The following is a 19,587-nucleotide window of genomic DNA, read 5'->3' on the forward strand; positions in this document are numbered from 1 at the left end:
CTTAATTTCCTGATCCTGAGAGTGAGATTTGTGCCCGTAACTGTTTAATAACGTCGGCATAATCGGGTTGGTTAAAAATTGCAGAGCCGGCAACAAACATATCGGCGCCAGCTGCTGCTATTGATGCAATATTGTCTACGTTAACGCCGCCATCGACCTCCAGCCGTATCTCTCGGTCTACGCCATCGATAAGCGCTCTTACCTGACGTAATTTGTCCAGCGTAGCGGGAATAAAAGATTGTCCGCCAAAACCCGGATTGACCGACATCAGCAAAACAACGTCAATTTTATCCAGCACATAATCCAGATAATGCAAAGGCGTTGCTGGATTAAACACTAACCCGGCCTGGCAACCATGCTCTTTAATAGTCTGAATTGTCCGATCAACGTGCTCGGATGCTTCAGGATGAAAACTAATAATAGAGGCTCCCGCCTTGGCAAAATCGGGAATAATGCGATCCACAGGCTTAACCATCAGGTGTACATCAATCGGTGCCGTTATACCGTAGTCACGCAGCGCCTGGCATACCATCGGACCAATGGTGAGGTTTGGAACGTAGTGATTATCCATAACATCGAAATGAACAACGTCGGCACCGGCGTTAAGAACGTCAGTAACCTCTTCGCCCAAACGGGCAAAGTCAGCCGATAAGATTGATGGTGCGATGAGTGGTTGCATTAGAGTGCCTCTGATCCTATTTGGCGCGGATTATAGCAGGAATAACAAGACAAAAAAATTGTTGCAATTAACTGGTATTTGTAACAAATCGCTGATAAATTAAGCAGCGATGGCAGAGGAGACATGTCAGATGCTTCATAATCTAAAACAAACCACCAGGATCGCGGCCTTTTTAGGTCTGTTACTGTCGGCCTATTTGTTGTGGTCTCCTGCGTCCTCCAGTTCTACAGTTAACAATTCAAATCAACAATGCGAACAACTGTTATCCGCCAGTGAAAATGTTAAAACCCGTACACAATGTCAAAGCGTATCAGAGCAATTGACGTGGATGGGTTGGTTTAAAGGCGAAAGCCGCTCAGTACAGTTTCACTTTATTGATTTGTTTGAATTACTGTTCAGCTCCGGCGAAAAATCACGGAATTCAAACGAGCACTTTCAACAGCAATCATCGCTTTAATGTCACAGTCAAACCAAAAGCCTGGTTTTCTGTCAACGATATTGAGCGTTGTCGCTGCATTTTTTGGCGTCCAGAGTGACAGTAACCGCCAGCGTGACTTCACCCACGGTAAGCCATTAACCTTTATCATTATTGGCATCGCCTTAGCGACGCTGATGGTAGTGGGGCTTATCGCCATTGTTCAGTTAGTACTGGCGAACCACCCCACCTAATGGCGTTAAGCCGCGACAATACCACTGTGTCGCAATAAGGGTTCGACTTGTGGCTCGCGTCCTCGGAATTCAACAAATAAATCGGCTGCGCTGCGACTACCGCCCCGTTCCAAAATAGCATTCAAAAAGTCGCGCCCTGTCGTGGCGTTAAAAATGCCTTCTTCCTCAAAGCGCGAAAAGGCATCAGCGGATAATACCTCAGCCCATTTGTAACTGTAGTAACCCGCTGCGTAGCCACCAGCAAATATATGTCCGAAACTGTGTTGAAAACGGTTATATTCCGGCGGCATGCGAACCGCAACCTGCTCGCGTACCTGCTGTAACACCTCTGCGATTTCGGCACCGCGCCGGGGGTCATACTGATGATGGACGCGCATATCAAATAACGAAAATTCCAGCTGTCGCACCATTTGCATTGCTGACTGAAAGTTTTTAGCTGCCAGCATCTTTTGCAGCAGTTCTTCAGGCAATCGCTCACCGGTTTCATAATGGCCGGAAATATGAGCTAACGCATCAGGCTCCCAGCACCAGTTTTCTAAAAACTGACTGGGCAGCTCAACAGCATCCCATTCCACACCATTAATACCCGACACGCCGGCGGTATCAATTTGTGTCAGCATATGGTGGAGGCCATGACCGAACTCGTGAAATAAAGTCAGCACTTCGTCATGAGTAAACAACGCCGGTTTGTTCCCGACCGGCTTGCTAAAATTGCAGGTTAAGAACGCCACCGGGTACTGAACTTCACCAGACTGTTTGACTCGACGGCCCACACAGTCGGCCATCCATGCCCCGCCACGCTTACCCGAGCGCGCATACAAATCAAGATAAAAACTTCCCCGTAACTGACCTTCAGCGTCATGGATTCGGAAAAACCGAACTTGCGGATGCCAGCTATTAACATCCTTTTGTTCACTTATCGTCATGCCAAACAAGCGCTTGACGACTTCAAATAACCCATTAAGAACTTGTTGTTCAGGAAAGTAAGGGCGCAGCAGCTCATCCGACACAGCGTAACGTTGCTGTTTTAACTGTTCGCTGTAGTAGGGCACATCCCAGGCCTGCAGTTCCTTAACACCAGCTTGCTCTGCGAAAGCCGCTATTTCAGCGTACTCATGCTTAGCCTGAGGCAACGAGCGCTCAGATAAATCATCCAGGAACTCCAGCACCTGTTCAGGTGACTCCGCCATTTTTGTTGCCAGTGACATATCAGCATAGTCATCAAAGCCGAGTAAATTAGCCAGTTCATGACGCAGGGCAACGGTTTCGTTCATAATTTCGCTGTTGTCGTACTGACCAGCGTTTGGCCCCTGATCAGATGCTCGCGTGGTAAATGCCTGATACATTTCGCGCCGCAATTCACGATCCTCTGCGTACAGCATCACCGGCAAATAACTGGGGATATCCAGGGTGAATAACCAGCCGCTTTTTCCGGCACTCTCGGCTGCTTCGGCCGCGGCTTCTTGAATACTCTCGGGCAGCCCTGCTAGCCGCGCTTCATCAGTAACATGGCAGCTCCAGGCTTGGGTTGCATCCAGCAAATTGTTACTAAACTGAGAAGACAACTCGGATAGTTTCGCCGAAATACTGGCGTAACGTTGCTTTTTGTCTTCCGGTAAATCAACACCCGACAAGTGAAAGTCACGCAATGTATCGGTTAACAGTTTCTGCTGCGCCTGGCTAAGCTGCGAAAACGACTCGCTGTCGCGTAAGCTCTGATACGCGTCAAAAAGCCCTTTGTGCTGACCGACAAAAGTCGAATAGTCAGACAACAGCGGTAGGCAGGCATCGTGAGCTTCTCGCAAGGCTGCGGTACTGACCACTGAATTAAGATGCGACACCGGTGCCCATACCTGCTCAATCTTTTCATCAGCATCGGTTAGTGGCTCAACCAGACCCACCCAGCTAAAGTCACCCCGCTGTAATACCTCATCGATGGTTTGTTTGGCTTCCGCTATACGCTGTTCCATTGCCGGTACAATGTGCTCTGGCTCGATAGCGGCAAAGTTCGGTAAACTCTCGCCCGTTGACGTGGTTTGCAGTAAAGGGTTGTCGGTCATGGTTACCTCATAAAACGATTTGTAGTAATTTTGCTGTTAGCCTGGAATAGATATTGGGCTGCACAGAACATCTTCAAGCTGCTGCTCTGTAATTATCTTTTGCATAAGGTATCATTGCGTTTAATTATTGCGAGCTAAAAATTATTAAAGGCAATTAAATGACACTAAGGTCTCTAACCATTAAAAAACGACCCGGACAAAGCCTGTGGCTGGCCGGTTTGACCCTACTTTTTATCGCTGGCTGCTCCGGAACTGCCACTACAACCGCTTCGGTAAAAAATTCGGGAACCAATGCAGCTGCGGGGCCACTGACTTTAGAGTCGATTTACAGCAGCAATAAATACCAGCTGGACTACCCTACACCCACCCGTTGGTTAGCTGACGGCTCAGGCTACACAGTTCTGGAACAATCCAGTTCCGGCAAGGGCCAGGATATTGTTCGCTACCATCCGCAAACGAACCAGCGCGAAGTGCTGGTTAGTGCTCGTCAGCTAACACCAAAAGGTAAAGACGAAGCTCTCTCAATAGCGGACTACCAGTGGTCGGCAGACAGTAATAAAGTGCTGATATTCACTAATACCCGGCGCTCATGGCGGACTCATACGCTGGGTGACTACTGGGTCTTAGATCGAACAGACAACCAGCTGCGGCAATTAGGTGGAAGTGCACCGGAAGCCAGTCTGCAATTTGCAAAATTTAATCCCCAGGGCAATAAAGTTGCCTACGTAATGCAGAACAATCTGTATGTCGAAAACCTGACCACTGACAGCATCCTGGCACTCACTGATGACGGCAGTGAGACGATTGTGAACGGCACCTTCGACTGGGTTAATGAAGAGGAGTTCTTTTTGCGGGATGGTTTTCGGTGGAGTGCGGACGGTGAGCATATTGCCTATTGGCAGTTAAACACCGAAGGCACGCCGATATTTACAATGATTAACAATACTGAGGATTTGTATCCGACGCTTAAGCGTTTTCCCTACCCCAAAGTCGGGCAAACTAACGCCGCAATGCGCATTGGGGTGCTGCCCGCAGGCGGTGGCCCCACAACCTGGATGCAGTTGCCCGGCGACCCCCGCCAACACTATCTAGTGCGTATGCAATGGGCAGGCAACAGCGAGCAACTACTGATTCAGCAGCTAACCCGGCGCCAGCACATCAACCGGGTGTTTTTGAGTGACATATCAGCGGGCAAAAGTCAGGAACTGATCCGGGAAACCACAGAGTCCTGGGCCGAATATGTGGATGATGTGCACTTTTTTGATCAGGGCAAACGGTTCAGCTGGCTCTCAGAGCGCAGCGGTTACCGTCATCTTTACACGGTTAACCGGCAAACCGGCAGGATGACTGCCATAACTAAGGGTAACTGGGATGTCATCGATGTACTGCGTTTTGATAAAAGCCAGGACTGGGTTTACTTTATTGCTTCACCCGATAATCCGCTTGAACGCTACCTGTTCCGGGCCAGTTTAAGCGGCAACGGTGTTTTAGAGCGTTTGACCCCTGACCGGCCAGGTACACACAATTACCAGATTTCCACCGATGGTCGTTACGCGCAACACAGTTACAGCGCCACAAACAAGGTGCCGACAACGGATATGATCAGCTTACCGGATCATCAGGTTATCCGGTCGGTGGTCGACAACAAAGCAGTTCAACAGGCAGTTGATAACGTCGACCGCGAACCCGTTGAGTTTTTCCGTGTCGACGCTCGCGACGGCGTTGCGTTAGATGGCTATATCATGCGCCCTGCTAACTTTGACGCCAGTAAAAAATATCCTATTTTATTTTATGTTTATGGCGAACCCTGGGGTCAGACCGTTGCTAACAAATGGGGCGGTTCAACTTTCCTCTGGCACACATTGCTTACTCAACAGGGCTACATTGTTGCCTCCATCGACAACCGCGGCACGAAGTCGCCGCGAGGCTTTCAATGGCGCCGCTCGATTTACAAAAAACTTGGCGTTATTACGGTACGGGATCAATACGATGCGCTGCAACAAATGGCCAGCCGCTGGGACTTTATTGATACCCGCCAGGTGGGAATTTGGGGACACAGCGGCGGAGGCTCGCAGACTCTTAACGCTCTTTTTCGTTACCCCGATACCTATCAGATGGGCATAGCTCTGGCGCCGGTTCCGGACTTAACGCTGTACGATACGATTTATCAGGAACGCTATTCGGGCCTGCTGCCGGAGTCTTCCGAGCAGTACCAGCAAACTTCGGCTATAACCCACGCTGGAAATTTAGCCGGCGATTTGTTGCTGGTACATGGCACAGGTGATGATAATGTTCATTATCAGGGCACCGAACGGCTGGTTAACGAATTAATCAAACAGGGTAAGCAATTTGATTTTTTTGCTTACCCTAATCGCAGTCATGGTATCTACGAAGGACAAGGAACAACACTTCACCTGCGTACCATGATGACTCAGTTCATTGAGCAACATTTACCCGCCAACAATTAGGGAATGCTGATCTTTAAGTGTCCCCTGCGGGTATAATTTTACATCCAAATCCGTGCTCTAATTGCAGCGGATGGTTTTTTTATTCAAGATACGGGCAGACTAAACATTCTGACAGGAGTTATGCAGTATGAGCAGACATTATGACTATTTAGCGATTGGTGCGGGCAGTGGCGGTATAGCCTCAGCCAATCGTGCAGCCATTCGCGGCGCAAAAGCAGCGGTTATCGAAGCTAAAGCTGTCGGCGGCACTTGCGTCAACGTTGGCTGTGTACCGAAAAAAGTCATGTGGTACGGCGCCCATATTGCAGAGGCCATGAAATATTCGTCTGCTTATGGGTTTGATGTTGAGCAAAAAGGCTTCGACTGGGGTACCATGGTAAAAAATCGTGAAGCTTATATCGAGCGAATTCACGGCGGCTATCACCGGGGCTTTGAGGGTAACGGGGTCGAGTTTATCGAAGGCTTTGCGACCTTTGTTGATCAACGAACTGTTGAAGTTAACGGCGAAAAGATTACCGCTGACCATATTACTATTGCGACTGGCGGCCGGCCGATGATTCCGGATATTCCGGGTGCAGAGCACGGTATCGACTCGGACGGCTTTTTTGCCCTGACCGAACAGCCTAAAAAAGCTGCGGTGGTCGGCGCAGGTTATATTGCGGTGGAGATTGCCGGAGTTTTCCATTCATTGGGTACCGATACCCATTTATTGGTGCGCCGTGATCGCCCCTTACGTACCTTTGACAAATATATTACCGATGGCTTAGTCGAACGGATGCAGCAGGACGGACCCAGCTTACATACCGAAACCTCTGTAAAGGAAGTCGTCAAAGCTGATGACGGGCGCCTGACTCTGCATTTTGAAAATGGCGAACAAATGACGGATGTTGATTGCCTGGTCTGGGCTATTGGCCGCCTGCCGGCAACCGACAGTATTAACATTGAAGCAACCGGCGTTGAGCTGGATGCTGATGGCTATATCCACGTCGACAAATACCAGAATACTAATGTGCAGGGCATTTACGCAGTGGGCGATAACACCGGAGCAACCGCTTTGACTCCTGTAGCCATTAAAGCTGGCCGGCAGCTGGCAGAGCGGTTATTCAACGACATGCCGAATGCTCACATGGACTTCGAAAATATTGCAACAGTCGTTTTCAGCCACCCGACCATCGGTACCGTCGGTCTGAGCGAAGAAGATGCTGTAGTAAAATACGGAGCCAAGAATATCACAACCTACACGTCGTCTTTTGCAGCCATGTACAACGCCGTAACCCCACACCGTGCACTCAGCTATTTTAAACTGGTGTGCTACGGGCCTGAAGAAAAGGTGGTTGGAATACACGGGATTGGTGAAGGTATGGACGAAATACTTCAGGGTTTTGCTGTGGCGGTTAAAATGGGTGCTCGCAAGTCGGATCTGGACGCCACGGTAGCGTTACACCCGACTTCCGCAGAGGAGTTTGTTACTTTGCGCTAAGAGGTACTGCGAGGCACCTTTGCTAACCAGCGGTCCAGTTGGTTAGCAAAGGCCATTTTGTCTCGTTGCGACAGTGCTGCAGGCCCTCCGGTGTGTACTCCACTGGCCCGCATAGTATCCATAAAATCCCGCACATTAAGACGACTTTTGATATTTTCTTTGGTAAATAACTCGCCCCTTGGGCTAAGCGCTAAAGCGGCTTTACTGATCACCTCATCTGCCAGCGGAATATCGCTGGTAATGACCAGGTCGCCAGCGCCGACCCGGTTGACTATTTCGTTATCAGCAACATCAAAGCCACTGGCTACCTGAACGCAGGATATCCACTTTGAAGGCGGCACTTTTAGCATTTGATTAGCAACCAGAGTAACGGGTATCTGCTTACGATTCGCTGCACGATAGAGAATTTCTTTAATAGCGACCGGACAGGCATCGGCGTCAACCCATAACTTCATACTTGCAGACGCCTCACTCAACTCGGGTTACACGAAAGCGCCGATTAGCACCTTCCCGACCAAAGAAAAACGAGTTCAACGCTCCTCGTTCAATGTAATAATCGCCATCTTCCTGCCAGCGGAAATATCCCACACTTTCAGTCTGCTTCCACACCTGGCCGTTTTCCAGCGTAATAATCCAGTTACCGTAAGGATCCTCGCGCCGCTCTGCTACCTTAACCTGTAATTTTTCGATTTTACCTTGCTGGTCGGCGTTTTTATGCTCCATACCAAAGCGCTCGGCATTATCCTGCCGGTCATCATCTTCCCGATGGTTACGCTCAGAACGCATTGCCTGTCCTTTCTCCCGCGCTTGCTCAGCCATGTGCTGACCGTGCTGCCTGCCTTCCTGCCCTTGCTTTTTACCGCGCTTCTGGCCCATTTCGCGCTGTTGCTTGCCCATTTCCTGTTGTTGTTGACCCATTTGCTGGCGCTGCTGCATATCCTCGCCGTGCTGCCGCTGTTGGTTTTTAGCCATGTTGTCATAACAAACCAGTCGCTCCAGCGAATCTTCCATCGCCGCACAGCGCTGCATCTCGTTTTGCTGCGCCTGGGTCGCCGCAGACACAACCAGTGTCAGTACGGAGGCTAAATAAGTAATGCTGTGTTTTTTCATAATCTGTTACCTTTCGTCAATAGCGTATGGTAAGGGTAGTGCCTTTTTGGGTTAACTCAAACTGTTTTAGGGCGCTCATGCCCAGCAGAATGACATCTCCCTCCATGCCGGGAGTAATAGACGCCGGCACATTATTGAGTTGAATGCCCCCCAGTTGCAGCCGGTCGATTACCGTGCGGTAAGTGATGGTTCGGCCGTTTGCGGTTTGAGACATACCCTGGCGGCCTTTCGGCAAACCTAAGCGCCTGGCCAGTCCTGCGGGTACCGCAACAACTGTGGCTCCGGTATCCAGTAAAAATGTTACCGGCTGACCGTTTATTTTACCCTCGGTAACGTAATGGCCCATCCGGTTTTGTTCCAGCTCGACGACTAAGCGATTACCAACCTGTTGGGTTTCGATATTTTGGTTTGGATTAAACTGCTGCTCTAATTTGTCCTGAAAAAGCCATACCAGCATTGCCAGAGCCAGGCCCCAGGCAATAAACACAAATGGCCTGCCAAAACCACTACGAGTCGCCATGCTTTAACCGGGTATTATTGAGGTCATAGACATCAACATTAACGTTAACGCCGCTGCGGACACTTTGCGTCACCACACAAAAGTCCTCAAAAGCATCCAGGGCCGTCTGCAGTTGATCAAAACAGTCTTGTTCTTTGCCCAAATAAAGTTTTACGTCTATTTCAGTAACCCGCCAGCGGCCTTCAACACGTTCCACCTGACCTTCGACATCGGCTGTCACTTTACCCGGTTCGTTATCGTATTTTCGTAACGCAAACAACAGACTTGCTGCCAGGCAGTTAGCTACCGAGGCCGCTAACATGCGCGAGGGGTTGGGTCCTTCGCCCCCGCCCAGGGGTTTGGCTTCGTCAGTAATAAGCTCGCCAAAGCCACCGAAGTCGATGGTAAACTTATAATCATTTATCAGTTCCAGGCTTAAATTAAAGCGATTTTCCATAATGTACCTCCGCTACAATTCTAATCCTTTGCATAGGGCAACTTCTGATTTTTTACCTTATCCGCGTTTGCCTGACGCGTTGCCAGTTGCTCGCTTTGATCTTTTGCAACACTCCAGCCCTGCAGGTTTTCATCAATCAGGCTAACCAGTGCCTCAACGTGCTTAGGCTCGGCATTAAGGGCGCTAATGTACTCATAGCGCTCACCGCCATTTTCGATAAAGTATTCGCGATTTTCCTCGCCGATTTCTTCAATAGTTTCCAGACAGTCTGAGGAGAAGCCCGGGCAGAACACCTGTATCGATTTAACCCCTTTGCCGGGTAAACTTTTAAGCGTTTCATCGGTGTAGGGCTGCAGCCATTCTTCCCGGCCAAAACGAGACTGAAAAGTCGTTAAATACTCACTGTCAGTTAAGCCCAAACGCTCGGCCAGTAATCGCGAGGTTTTATGGCACTCACAGTGATAAGGGTCGCCGTTTTTAAGGTAACGCAGAGGCACCCCGTGATACGAGAAAATCAGTTTATCGGCGCGCTCATGTTCCTTCCAGTGTCGCTCAATCCGCTCTGCCGCTGCTTCGATAAAGGGTTCATAGTCATGATAGTGAGTTATAAAGCGTAAGTCAGGCATCCAACGGCGTTTAGTCAGACCTTCTGACAGCTTGTCAAACGTCGATGCTACGGTCGACGCAGAATATTGTGGATATAAGGGCAACACTAACAGCTTACGGACACCCGCCTGCATCATATTATCGACCACGGTATTGATGGCCGGGTTGCCGTAGCGCATAGCAAAGTCGACTATTACATGTTCACCATAGCGCTGCTGCAACTGCTCTCTAATCGCATTAGTCTGATCCTGAGTATGGTAAAGCAGGGGCGAGCCGCGCTCGGTCCAGACCGTCTCGTAGGCTTCAGCTGACCGCTTAGGGCGAATCCGCAAAATAATACCGTTAAGAATCATATACCATAGTAAACGCGGTACTTCGACCACACGTGGATCCGATAAAAACTCTTTTAAATAGGGCTTTAAAGCTCCCTTGGTTGGTGCTTCCGGAGTGCCGAGATTGGTCAATAGGATACCAATTTTATCAGCCTGCTGGTGCGAAAAACTCGGACTACCACGATATTTCATAAAATTAACTTCCTTAAATAAATAACCTAAGCCAAGCATACGTCATTTTTAAACACTTCGATCCCCTAATGCAAAGCTTTCGGGTTACACTAGCAACGATTGTAGCCATCGATATGTTAGTCGCGTGAGTAAACAAGCAAATTTCCAACCAGACAGTAAATCAGCCCAAAAGTGGCTGGAGCGACTGCTCCAGTCGCCGAATGCGCTTATCATACTGTTTTTCATGTCAGCTCTGGAGGCCACTATTGTTCCGATCCCTCTCGAACTGGTTTTGATTCCCTACATGATTATCGAACAAAAACGCATCTGGACTATCGCCTCCGTGGCCTTAGCCGGTTGCTTATTCGGTGCCGCCATCGGTTATTACATCGGCTTCGCCTTATTTGACTCGGTCGGTCAGTGGTTTATTGATTACCTGTCACTACAACAATACTATGATAGCTTTCAGCAAACCCTCAAAGACGATGGTTTTATCGCTGTTTTTTTAGTGGGTTTGACCCCTGTGCCGTTTCAGACCGCAATGCTGGCTGCAGGCGCAGCGGGCTTTTCTTTCACTGTGTTCCTGCTTGCGGCCGGTTTGTCCCGTGGTATCCGTTATTACGGACTTGCCGCACTCGCGCTATGGTTAGGCCCCTATGCGCAAAGCTGGTGGCAAAAAAACGCTTCGCGGCTGGGCTGGAGTGTTATCGGGCTGGTTTTATTGGCTTTTTTGGTGTTTCATTTCACTTAGGGTGAAGAATATATGTTTTTATTAATCATCTTTGCACTGCTGGCTGTGGGGGTATCGTTTATTTGCTCGATCCTTGAAGCCGCCCTGTTATCTATCACCCCCAGTTATATTGCCCAGCTTCAGGAAAAAAAGCCGCAACTGCATCAGCAGCTGATCGCATTAAAGCAGAATATCGATCAACCATTAGCTGCCATACTAACACTGAATACCGTCGCTCATACGGCAGGAGCTGCCGGTGTCGGAGCACAGGTTGCCGTGGTTTTTGGTGACGGCTACCTGGGTATTGCCAGCGCGGTGATGACACTATTGATTTTAATTTTGTCAGAAATTATCCCCAAAACCATTGGCGCTAAGTTTTGGCGCCCTCTGGCACCGGTTCTGGCGCCTACCTTAAGAGTCATGATCGCTGCCTTACGGCCCTTTATCTGGTTATCCGACCAAATCACCCGTCGTATCGGCGCCAACGAGCCCGATATTGATGTGCGCTCAGAGATTAAAGCTATGGCCAGCATGGGCCTTGCCCAGACCGCTCTTGATAAAGATGAGCACAGAGTTATTTATAACATCCTCGATTTGCACGATATCCGGGTTAAAGATGTAATGACGCCACGTACCGTTTGCGAAGCAATTAACCCGGATATGACCCTGGCGGAATTTACCGAAAAAGCCCGCAGCCTGCCTTTTTCACGGTTTCCGATTATTGATGCAGACGAGGAACCACTTGGTTTACTGTTTCGCAGTGACGCCCTTAATGCTGAGTTACACCAGCCCGTTGTAGATTTGGCCCGGCCCGTTGAAATCGTCACAGAAACCGTCAGCATTGAAAACTTAATGGCTTATTTATTAAGAGAACGACAACATCTTTGTCTGGTCTATGACGAGCACGGCAGCTGGCTGGGCTTAATCACCCTGGAGGATATTATTGAAACCATTCTAGGGACCCCTATTATGGACGAAACCGATAACGTCCCAAGCCTAAGACGCTACGCCAGGCAGCGCTGGGATAAGCGCCTGAAGAGCGACCCATAACAGGCGCACGGCTAACAAAGTAATAATCCACTTAAACGCCTGGTTAAATCGCTGATTACTTATGCGTTTTAACCAGTGCAGCCCGACATAAGTTCCCAGTAAGCCGGCCCCGGTCATCGCCCCAATCAACAGCAGCCAGTCCTGAAAGGCAAATCCGGCCAGCCCAAACACCAGGGCTTTGGGCGCATGTTGCATACTCATAGTTGCCGCGAAAGTGGCAACCGTTGTCATGCGGTTGGCAAAACGCGCTTTAATAAACGCTGCAACGACGGGACCCGAGGCACCCACAAACAGCGAGATAAATCCCGTTATTAATCCGCCCATAGCCAGTCCTGAGCGGCCCAGGACCACTCGCGGTAATGCAGGCCCCCAGCTCAGATACAGCAAAAATACTGCAATGCACAGCTGCAGTATCTGCGGCGGTAATTGCACCAGCAACAGGCTGCCTAAAAAAGTACCCAGCAAGCCAAAAGGTACAAACCAGGCTACTGTCGCCCAGTCGATGTGTTGCCGAGCCAGCGCCGAGCGGCCTACGTTTGACCCCATTTGTACCAGTCCATGTACCGGGATTACGGCAGCAGCCGGCAGCACCAGCGCCAGCACCGCAATTAGCACAGCGCCGCCGCCCGCGCCGGCAACCGCACTTAATAATGAGGTTAACGCCGAAAGAGCGATCAACAGCCAAAATAAACCGTCTGCAGCAGTCATTGAGGAAAACTCCCGTTGCGTTTATAATTCGCGCGATTTTAACGCCCCGGATTTACGTTCCGGACAGCTATAAAGGTAATGATTATGTATATTTGCGCAGCTTTGTATAAGTTTGTCGAACTCAATGACTTTGAGCAACGTCGTGACGCTATTTATCAAGTGTTGGTCGACAACAACGTTAAGGGCACGCTGCTGCTAGCCCGTGAAGGTATTAACGGAACTATTTGCGGCACTCGCCAGGGCATAGATCAGGTGTTAGCTTACCTGCGTCAGGACCCACGTCTGGCCGACTTAGAACATAAAGAGTCAACCAGCGATACGCAAGCCTTTTATCGTACTAAGGTAAAGCTGAAAAAAGAGATCGTCACCATGGGTATCGACTGGGTCGACCCAAAAAATACTGTTGGCACTTATGTCGAGCCAGAGCAGTGGAATGACTTAATTGCTGATCCTGAAGTTTTGCTTATCGATACCCGAAACGAGTATGAATACGCGGTCGGTACTTTTGAGGGAGCAGTAAACCCCAAAACCGATACATTCCGTGAGTTTCCCGCCTATGTACAACAGCACCTGGACCCCAGTAAGCATAAAAAAGTCGCTATGTTTTGCACCGGGGGCATCCGCTGTGAAAAGTCAACGGCTTACCTGAAAGAGCAAGGGTTCGAGAAGGTCTATCACCTGAAGGGTGGAATTCTTAAATATCTCGAACTGGTTCCTGAGGATGACAGTCGGTGGCGTGGTGACTGCTTTGTATTTGACCAGCGAGTTACCGTTAAACATGGTCTTGAGCAGGGTGAATATGACCAGTGCTACGCCTGTCGCATGCCCATTACCGATGCAGAGAAGGAATCTTCGTTGTATCAAAAAGGGGTAAGCTGTCCGCACTGTTATAACACCACTACTGACGAGCAAAAAGCACGCTACGCCGAGCGGGAGCGCCAAATACAACTGGCTAAAAAGCGCGGCGAAAAGCATATCCGCGACGGCAAGCAGGAAGAGTTAACAGAAAGTTGATCATTACCTAGCGTCAGGCGTATGCTTATTGGACGATGTCATTAGTCTGGAGTTAGGTATGAAACAATTGCAAGTCATTGGGTTAGACGAAAAAAAATCACAGAACTTAGCGGAAAAGCTAAATCAGCTTTTGGCTAATTACCAGATTTTTTACATGAACGTACGCGGCTTTCACTGGAATATCAAAGGCGAACAGTTCTTCCAGTTGCATGCAAAGTTCGAAGAAACCTACGATGACCTGCTGCTTAAGGTTGATGAAATTGCTGAGCGGATTCTAACCCTGGGTCAGCGCCCAATGCATGCGTACTCAAGCTACATTGAGTCCAGTGCAATAGAAGAAGTTAAGGATGTCCATAACGGTCGTGCCTGTGTGGCGAACATTCTTGACAGCTATCAAACAATTATCAAGCTGCAGCGGGATATTCAGGATATAGCTGATGAGGCCGGTGATGAAGGCACTTCAGCGCTGATGAGTGACTATATTGCTGAGCAGGAAAAAACCTCCTGGATGCTGACCTCTTATTTAGGCTAAGCTAATACCAGAGTGACAAAAGCCAGGAGGCTAATATGAATAAAATTGTTGGATTAGTGTTAATAATTATCGGTGCCATTTTACTCTACATGTCTTATGAAGCTTCGCAGTCGTTGGCTTCGGAGGCTTCACAGGTGTTCACCAATGAGCCCACGGATAACACACTTTGGTATCTCATTGGCGGGGTAGCAGCCTTCATTATTGGCCTGTACGCCTTGCTGCGGGGACGGTAAAAAAGTCGATATCCGGGGCTCAGTCCCCGGATACGTTAGGTAAGACCAGCGAAGAAACAAAAGCCAGTAAACCGATGGCGACCAGAAACCAAAGCACTGCCGCAGCACCGTAAGCGGCATCAAGCCACCCCAGTAAAATACCTGCCAGCAACACCACACCCATTACGGTATTAGACACGGCTGTTAGTTGTGCCCGGTTGTCCTGGTCGGCCATGTCCACCAGGTAAGTTTTCCGGCCAACGCGCGCCCCATGATGGGCCACTGCCGATGTAAATAATAGCAGCGCCGCTATCCACTCCACAGAGAACAAGCCGGGCTGCCAATAAAATATGGCTAAAGTTGCCAGCATCACCAAAGTCGACATGACCGAAGCCGCGGCCATCACCCGGTGACTTGCCGTATCCGACCAGCGCCCCCAAAATCGACCGGCAAGCAAACCGGCTAAACCGCTGGCCAATAGCAAACTACCCAGGCCAGTGAGTTCGCTCTCTCCCTGCCGTTGGATCATAACCACGATATAAGGAATCGCGAAAGCTGCGGCAACCAGCAGCGCACGGGTCAAAACAAAGTGACCAAACTGGCCATTACGCCATAATATAGCAATCGACTTTAACGCTTCAGTGACCGCATTGCCGCCGCCTGACGTTGCCCCTGAAACTTCCGGAATACCGGCATACAACAGCGCGGCAGCGGTCCAAAGGATGACGCCTGCCCCCAATAACAAAAGAAACAGCCAGTTATCGGCTTCTAACGGCGGACTGTAGATGATGACTAAGGCAGTCAGTAAGGTTAATAACCCTGCCGATGCTGCTGCAACGCCGGATAGTTTGCCACGCTTCGTTTTAGAAACGGTTTTTCCGGTAACATCTTTATTGGCCACAGAGCAGATCCCACGCGATAACGAAAATACCGCTAACAGGATAACCACACCCCAACCCAGTGCCGCGCCAGTCAGTGTTGCCACCACCACTACCATTAAAGCCAGTGCTATTGCCTGGCCAAAGCTACCAGCCACCCAAAACCATTTCCTTACCGGCTGTTCACGCAGCTTTTGTGCCACAAACAGCTGCGGTAATAGCGCAAGCGACTCGCGCAAAGGTACCAGCGCGCTGATAAAGACCGCTGGGGCGCCCAGAGCACTCAGCATCCAGGGCAGTACCAGGCGAGCACTGACCAGCGAATCACCCAGTTTAGTCAGAGTTAGCGATAACAGCATGAGCACGAAGGAACGTGGTTGATGGTTGCAGGCAGATTCGGGAATGTCTTTACAAACCCTGGCATCTTCGTCTTCGGCCAGGTAACCGTAAACCTTGTCCGTTACACCTTTTTCACTCATGAGAAACTTCCTGTTGTAAAAGCTGTTGCCACTGGCGGTTAATCCATCGGATAAAAAATCGGTTAAGTTCAAACCGCTGCTTATCGAAGACCAGCCCTGTCTCGGCAGAATAATACCAGCATAATGCTTCTACACTACTTTCATCAAGTTGGTTAATCTCGGCGGCACTGGCGATATCCGTCAATGGATCCCCCCACCCGGCATACTCCCAGTCAATAATGCGGATAGTGTCTTGTACTATGATGTGCCCGAACGATAAATCAAAATGGCACAACACCGGCTGCTCCGTTGTTTTTAAGTCATTGCGAAAACAAGCCAGCTGAAGCTGCTCTTTAGCACCTAAACGTGCCACATACTTTGCTAGCTTTTGCCAAAGATCTGTCCCTTGCCAGGCCGGTTGCTGACGGTGGATTAGGGCCAGCGCGCGGGCCGTGTAGCGCAATTTTTTTTCATGTGAATAGCTTATGTCAGCCAGTGAGTTTCCGCTGATATACTGCTGTAAAACCCAGCGCCCGGGATCTAGCGCAATGACCTCAGGGGCCAGCCCTGCCTGCGCTAACAAGCTTTGTAAGCAGTACTCGTCGTTGCGATCCAGGCCCAGGGCGTCTGAATGCCTTAACCACTTAAAAATATACGATTGGTGCTGCCCTTTCAGTAGCAGTACGTCATTGGCAAGCCCGGAGGCTAACGGGATAACTTCTAACGGTTTTTCTATCATTGCAGTTCAGACGCAGGCACAGTTTGCTGATCATTACGCCAACGGTACATGGCATAAACCACCAGTAGCAAGTACAGAACGAACAGTAAAGCGGTTGCTACAAAGCCTTTGTGCCAGTACAGGTAAACATAAAAACTATCAATGACCAGCCAGTACCACCAACTCTCATACGCTTTTTGCGTGATAAGCCAGGTCGCAAGCAGACTAAACAGTGTTGTGTAAGTATCTATCCAAATAGCCTCGGCGTCAGTGTAATTGTGCAAACCGAAGACAATTATCGCCCCCAGCGGCAGGATCCATAGCCACTGAGTTAAGTGCCAGCGCAAAGAAAAGTTATAATCAGAGGCTTTTTCCTGCCCCTGGGCTTTTTGCCATTGCCACCAGCCATAACCCGCCATAACAATGTAAAAAACCTGCAGCAGGCTCTCCATGTAGAGCTTTGCCTGCCAAAAAATAATGGTATAAATAGTACAACTAATGGCTGCTGCCAACCAACACCACTGGCGTTGATGGGCAGCAAGCACAAGATAAGCAAGAGCTAACAGCAATGCCATTAGCTCCCACCCCGAACTTAACAACAGTTTATCGATGATTTCACTAAACATCAGTTCGCTCAGAATCGATATTCTGCAGTGAAACCATAGCGGCGTGGTTCACCATACTGCACATAAGTTTCGGTAACGTACTCATCCCGTGGGTCATTACCAAAATAAAAGCCGCGGATTTCGGTATCGTCATCGGTTAAGTTGCGTCCCCAGAGACTAAACTGCCAGTTTTGCCAGTAGTAACTTAACTGAGCATGCAAAAGAGCCGTTGGCTCGGACTGCTGATCATGTGAGTTAGAAAAATAAAAGCTGTCTTTAAAGTCGCCCTGAACGCTCCACTCCAGCGCTTCTGTCAGCTGACCCCGCAAACCTACGTTCGCGGTATATTGCGGAGCATGAGCCTGCTCCCGACCACTTTTATCCTCGCCGTCAGCGGTGGTAAAGCCCTCAATTTCGCTCTCCAGTAAGCCAACTGATGCAAAACCTGCCAGCCTGTCGATTATCTGCCAGTTACCTTCGAACTCAACGCCATAGTTAGTCCCTTCTGCGGCATTTTCTAAAAAGCCAACAAAAGACTGTTGCTGATTTATCCAGCTCTTTAACTGAACATCGTCACGCTGATTGTAAAAAACGGTAACGCGAGTCGACAACCGGTCAGCAGCATCACTCCACTTAATGCCGGACTCCAGGTTCCAGAGGATTTCCGGCTGAAACGTGGCCCGCTCCAACAGATAATCTTCTACTTCGTTCAACTGTTGGTCTTTCGCCCGGCCAAGAGCCTCACCGTTAACCCCGCCGGCCTTATAGCCTCGTGCCAGGGTACCGTACCAGTAGCCTTTTTCGGCAAACTGATAACGCAGACTCAAAGTGCCGCCGATCATATCGTCTTCCGGAGTAGCGTTTACACCGTTACTATCGACATAATCGGTATCGTAACGCTCCAGGCGCAACCCGCCGACAAGCGACCAGCGATTATCAAGTTGCTGGATAAGTTCACCGTAAAGCGCCCAGTGGCTGCGATCCTGATCGCTGTTAAAAACGCTTGGTTGATATAAATCCCAGTTAAAGTAATCCCGCATTAACTGTTCCTGTTTACGATAATAGTAAACACCCGCGGTCCAGTCTGTTTCCTGGCCAAACAGCTGCGTAGGCTTAGTGGAGCGCCACCTTGCTTCCAAAGTGGTGTCATTACGGTCACGGAAGTAGGCATCGAACGAGGAATACTCCCAACCGGGGGCAATGCCAACATAAGTCCAGTCTTCATCAAAGCTGTACTCGCTGTCCGCCTGCAAACCACTGACTGCAAACGACAACTCACTGTTTTGAAATCCGCTAAAAATGGTTTCAAGACGTAAAGCCGAAGATTTTAGTGCATCGGTTCCCGGTTCATCAGACAGCGTCTGCCGATCATTTTCCAGGCTAAAAGCATCATAGCCATTATCAATATCAATATGGTGGAAGTTGGTTTGTAAACGCCAGTTCTCGGTTAGTTCTGACTGTAAACCAAGACGTGCCGATAGTTCATCGCGTTGCTCGGTGTCATCGCGTTGTAAAAAACGGTTTTCGGTAAAGCCGTCATTTGCAAACTGCGTTACCGATAAACGCGCATTGCCGATGTTGGCTATCTCGCCACCCACTGCAAAACCCGCTCGGTATTCGTCATAATTAGCAGTCGATAACAAGAGTTTACCAGTTAGGGTATCTGTGGGTTGCTCACTGTCTAATACGATCATGCCGGCCAAAGCGTTAACGCCAAATCGTCCGCTTTGCGGGCCACGAAATACTTCGACCTGGCCAATATCGAAAAGGCTGGCGGCTGCACCCAGGCCTGAGTAATCAATACCATCAATAAGCAAGCCAACCGAAGGATTTACCGTATCAACAAACTGCGAACGTTCGCCAATGCCACGGATTTGAATATATTGGGCCGTTGAGGTGCCGCCGGCAAAATTAACATTAGCAACAGCATTAAGAGCGCTTTGCAAATGCTCAGCGTTACGTTCATCTATTTGTTCGGCATCGATGATACCGACACTCTGCGGGATTTCATTTATCGTCTGACGCTGAAAATCGGCCGTTACATTGATAATTTCGATATCACTATCAGTAGTTTCAGCCGTTTGCTGAGCATACGACAAGCTCACTGAGGCTAAGCTAACTGCGAGCGCAATCGATGATTTTTTAAACATG

21 protein-coding genes are annotated in these 19,587 nt (G+C 49.4%); 9 read left to right on the top strand and 12 right to left on the bottom strand.

The features are described from left to right. Position 1: 1 nt before the first annotated feature. A complete protein-coding gene (gene rpe, locus LG288_RS10755) occupies positions 2 to 679 on the bottom strand; it encodes a ribulose-phosphate 3-epimerase (protein WP_404400400.1) in 678 nt (225 codons plus the stop codon). Between the two features lie 130 nt (positions 680 to 809). Between rpe and LG288_RS10760 the strand changes: the two genes are divergently transcribed. Both LG288_RS10760 and LG288_RS10765 read left to right on the top strand, forming a co-directional pair. Further along, complete coding sequence (locus tag LG288_RS10760) at positions 810 to 1,136, top strand: hypothetical protein (RefSeq protein WP_404400402.1); 327 nt, start codon at positions 810 to 812, stop codon at positions 1,134 to 1,136. Continuing rightward, positions 1,136 to 1,348: a DUF2970 domain-containing protein gene (locus LG288_RS10765; protein ID WP_404400404.1), complete on the top strand. Its 213-nt coding sequence runs from the start codon at positions 1,136 to 1,138 to the stop codon at positions 1,346 to 1,348. The genes LG288_RS10760 and LG288_RS10765 overlap by 1 nt, the downstream gene beginning before the upstream one ends. Positions 1,349 to 1,353: 5 nt before the next feature. Here LG288_RS10765 and prlC read toward each other — a convergent pair whose 3' ends face one another. Then, positions 1,354 to 3,408 carry an oligopeptidase A gene (gene prlC, locus LG288_RS10770; protein ID WP_404400406.1) on the bottom strand — a complete coding sequence of 685 codons (2,055 nt, stop codon included), beginning with the start codon at positions 3,406 to 3,408 and terminating at the stop codon, positions 1,354 to 1,356. A 158-nt stretch (positions 3,409 to 3,566) separates the two neighbouring features. Between prlC and LG288_RS10775 the strand changes: the two genes are divergently transcribed. Then, the gene (locus LG288_RS10775) at positions 3,567 to 5,876 is read left to right on the top strand and encodes a S9 family peptidase (protein ID WP_404400408.1); all 2,310 of its coding nucleotides are present in this window, start codon (positions 3,567 to 3,569) and stop codon (positions 5,874 to 5,876) included. Between the two features lie 127 nt (positions 5,877 to 6,003). Beyond that, complete coding sequence (gene gorA / locus LG288_RS10780) at positions 6,004 to 7,356, top strand: glutathione-disulfide reductase (RefSeq protein ID WP_404400410.1); 1,353 nt, start codon at positions 6,004 to 6,006, stop codon at positions 7,354 to 7,356. Here gorA and LG288_RS10785 read toward each other — a convergent pair. From LG288_RS10785 to hemH, 5 genes are read right to left on the bottom strand one after another with little or no spacing between them, the layout of a single operon-like run. After that, complete coding sequence (locus LG288_RS10785; protein ID WP_404400412.1) at positions 7,353 to 7,811, bottom strand: YaiI/YqxD family protein; 459 nt, start codon at positions 7,809 to 7,811, stop codon at positions 7,353 to 7,355. The two genes, gorA and LG288_RS10785, sit on opposite strands and share 4 nt — an antisense overlap. Positions 7,812 to 7,824: 13 nt before the next feature. Next, the gene (locus tag LG288_RS10790; RefSeq protein WP_404400414.1) at positions 7,825 to 8,466 is read right to left on the bottom strand and encodes a hypothetical protein; all 642 of its coding nucleotides are present in this window, start codon (positions 8,464 to 8,466) and stop codon (positions 7,825 to 7,827) included. Positions 8,467 to 8,482: 16 nt separating this feature from the next. Further along, entirely contained in the window at positions 8,483 to 8,986 is a 504-nt protein-coding gene (locus tag LG288_RS10795; RefSeq protein ID WP_404400416.1) for a TIGR02281 family clan AA aspartic protease, read from the bottom strand. Beyond that, the gene (locus tag LG288_RS10800; RefSeq protein ID WP_404400418.1) at positions 8,973 to 9,422 is read right to left on the bottom strand and encodes an OsmC family protein; all 450 of its coding nucleotides are present in this window, start codon (positions 9,420 to 9,422) and stop codon (positions 8,973 to 8,975) included. Before LG288_RS10800 ends, LG288_RS10795 begins: the two co-directional genes overlap by 14 nt. 20 nt (positions 9,423 to 9,442) lie before the next feature. Next, positions 9,443 to 10,552: a ferrochelatase gene (gene hemH / locus LG288_RS10805; protein ID WP_404400420.1), complete on the bottom strand. Its 1,110-nt coding sequence runs from the start codon at positions 10,550 to 10,552 to the stop codon at positions 9,443 to 9,445. 124 nt (positions 10,553 to 10,676) lie between these two features. Here hemH and LG288_RS10810 point away from each other — a divergent pair, with 124 nt between their 5' ends. Beyond that, entirely contained in the window at positions 10,677 to 11,282 is a 606-nt protein-coding gene (locus LG288_RS10810; RefSeq protein WP_404400422.1) for a YqaA family protein, read from the top strand. 12 nt (positions 11,283 to 11,294) lie between these two features. Continuing rightward, complete coding sequence (locus LG288_RS10815; RefSeq protein WP_404400424.1) at positions 11,295 to 12,311, top strand: CNNM domain-containing protein; 1,017 nt, start codon at positions 11,295 to 11,297, stop codon at positions 12,309 to 12,311. On the opposite strand, the gene LG288_RS10820 is transcribed toward LG288_RS10815, so the two are convergent. After that, a complete protein-coding gene (locus tag LG288_RS10820; RefSeq protein ID WP_404400426.1) occupies positions 12,258 to 13,019 on the bottom strand; it encodes a sulfite exporter TauE/SafE family protein in 762 nt (253 codons plus the stop codon). The genes LG288_RS10815 and LG288_RS10820 overlap by 54 nt on opposite strands. Positions 13,020 to 13,103: 84 nt before the next feature. Here LG288_RS10820 and LG288_RS10825 point away from each other — a divergent pair, with 84 nt between their 5' ends. The 3 genes from LG288_RS10825 to LG288_RS10835 are packed head-to-tail and all read left to right on the top strand — an operon-like array spanning position 13,104 to position 14,798. Then, on the top strand, positions 13,104 to 14,033 hold the full coding sequence (locus LG288_RS10825; RefSeq protein ID WP_404400427.1) for a rhodanese-related sulfurtransferase: 930 nt from the start codon (positions 13,104 to 13,106) through the stop codon (positions 14,031 to 14,033). A 58-nt stretch (positions 14,034 to 14,091) separates the two neighbouring features. Continuing rightward, positions 14,092 to 14,565 (top strand): Dps family protein, encoded by a 474-nt coding sequence (locus tag LG288_RS10830; protein WP_404400429.1) that lies wholly within the window; start codon positions 14,092 to 14,094, stop codon positions 14,563 to 14,565. A gap of 35 nt (positions 14,566 to 14,600) precedes the next feature. Further along, positions 14,601 to 14,798, top strand: coding sequence for a DUF3185 family protein (locus LG288_RS10835; RefSeq protein ID WP_404400431.1), 198 nt, complete (start codon positions 14,601 to 14,603; stop codon positions 14,796 to 14,798). Positions 14,799 to 14,817: 19 nt separating this feature from the next. Here the strand turns inward: LG288_RS10835 and LG288_RS10840 are convergent, their stop codons facing one another. The 4 genes from LG288_RS10840 to LG288_RS10855 are packed head-to-tail and all read right to left on the bottom strand — an operon-like array spanning position 14,818 to position 19,586. Beyond that, positions 14,818 to 16,134, bottom strand: coding sequence for an MFS transporter permease (locus LG288_RS10840; protein ID WP_404400433.1), 1,317 nt, complete (start codon positions 16,132 to 16,134; stop codon positions 14,818 to 14,820). Then, the gene (locus LG288_RS10845) at positions 16,127 to 16,852 is read right to left on the bottom strand and encodes a phosphotransferase (protein WP_404400435.1); all 726 of its coding nucleotides are present in this window, start codon (positions 16,850 to 16,852) and stop codon (positions 16,127 to 16,129) included. Before LG288_RS10845 ends, LG288_RS10840 begins: the two co-directional genes overlap by 8 nt. Beyond that, entirely contained in the window at positions 16,849 to 17,457 is a 609-nt protein-coding gene (gene pnuC, locus LG288_RS10850) for a nicotinamide riboside transporter PnuC (RefSeq protein WP_404400437.1), read from the bottom strand. The genes LG288_RS10845 and pnuC overlap by 4 nt, the downstream gene beginning before the upstream one ends. An 8-nt stretch (positions 17,458 to 17,465) precedes the next feature. After that, positions 17,466 to 19,586, bottom strand: a complete 2,121-nt coding sequence (locus tag LG288_RS10855) for a TonB-dependent receptor (RefSeq protein WP_404400439.1) — start codon at positions 19,584 to 19,586, stop codon at positions 17,466 to 17,468. Between the last annotated feature and the right edge of the window lies 1 nt (position 19,587).

The organism is Idiomarina seosinensis (assembly GCF_044797955.1).
GTDB lineage: Bacteria > Pseudomonadota > Gammaproteobacteria > Enterobacterales > Alteromonadaceae > Idiomarina > Idiomarina seosinensis_A.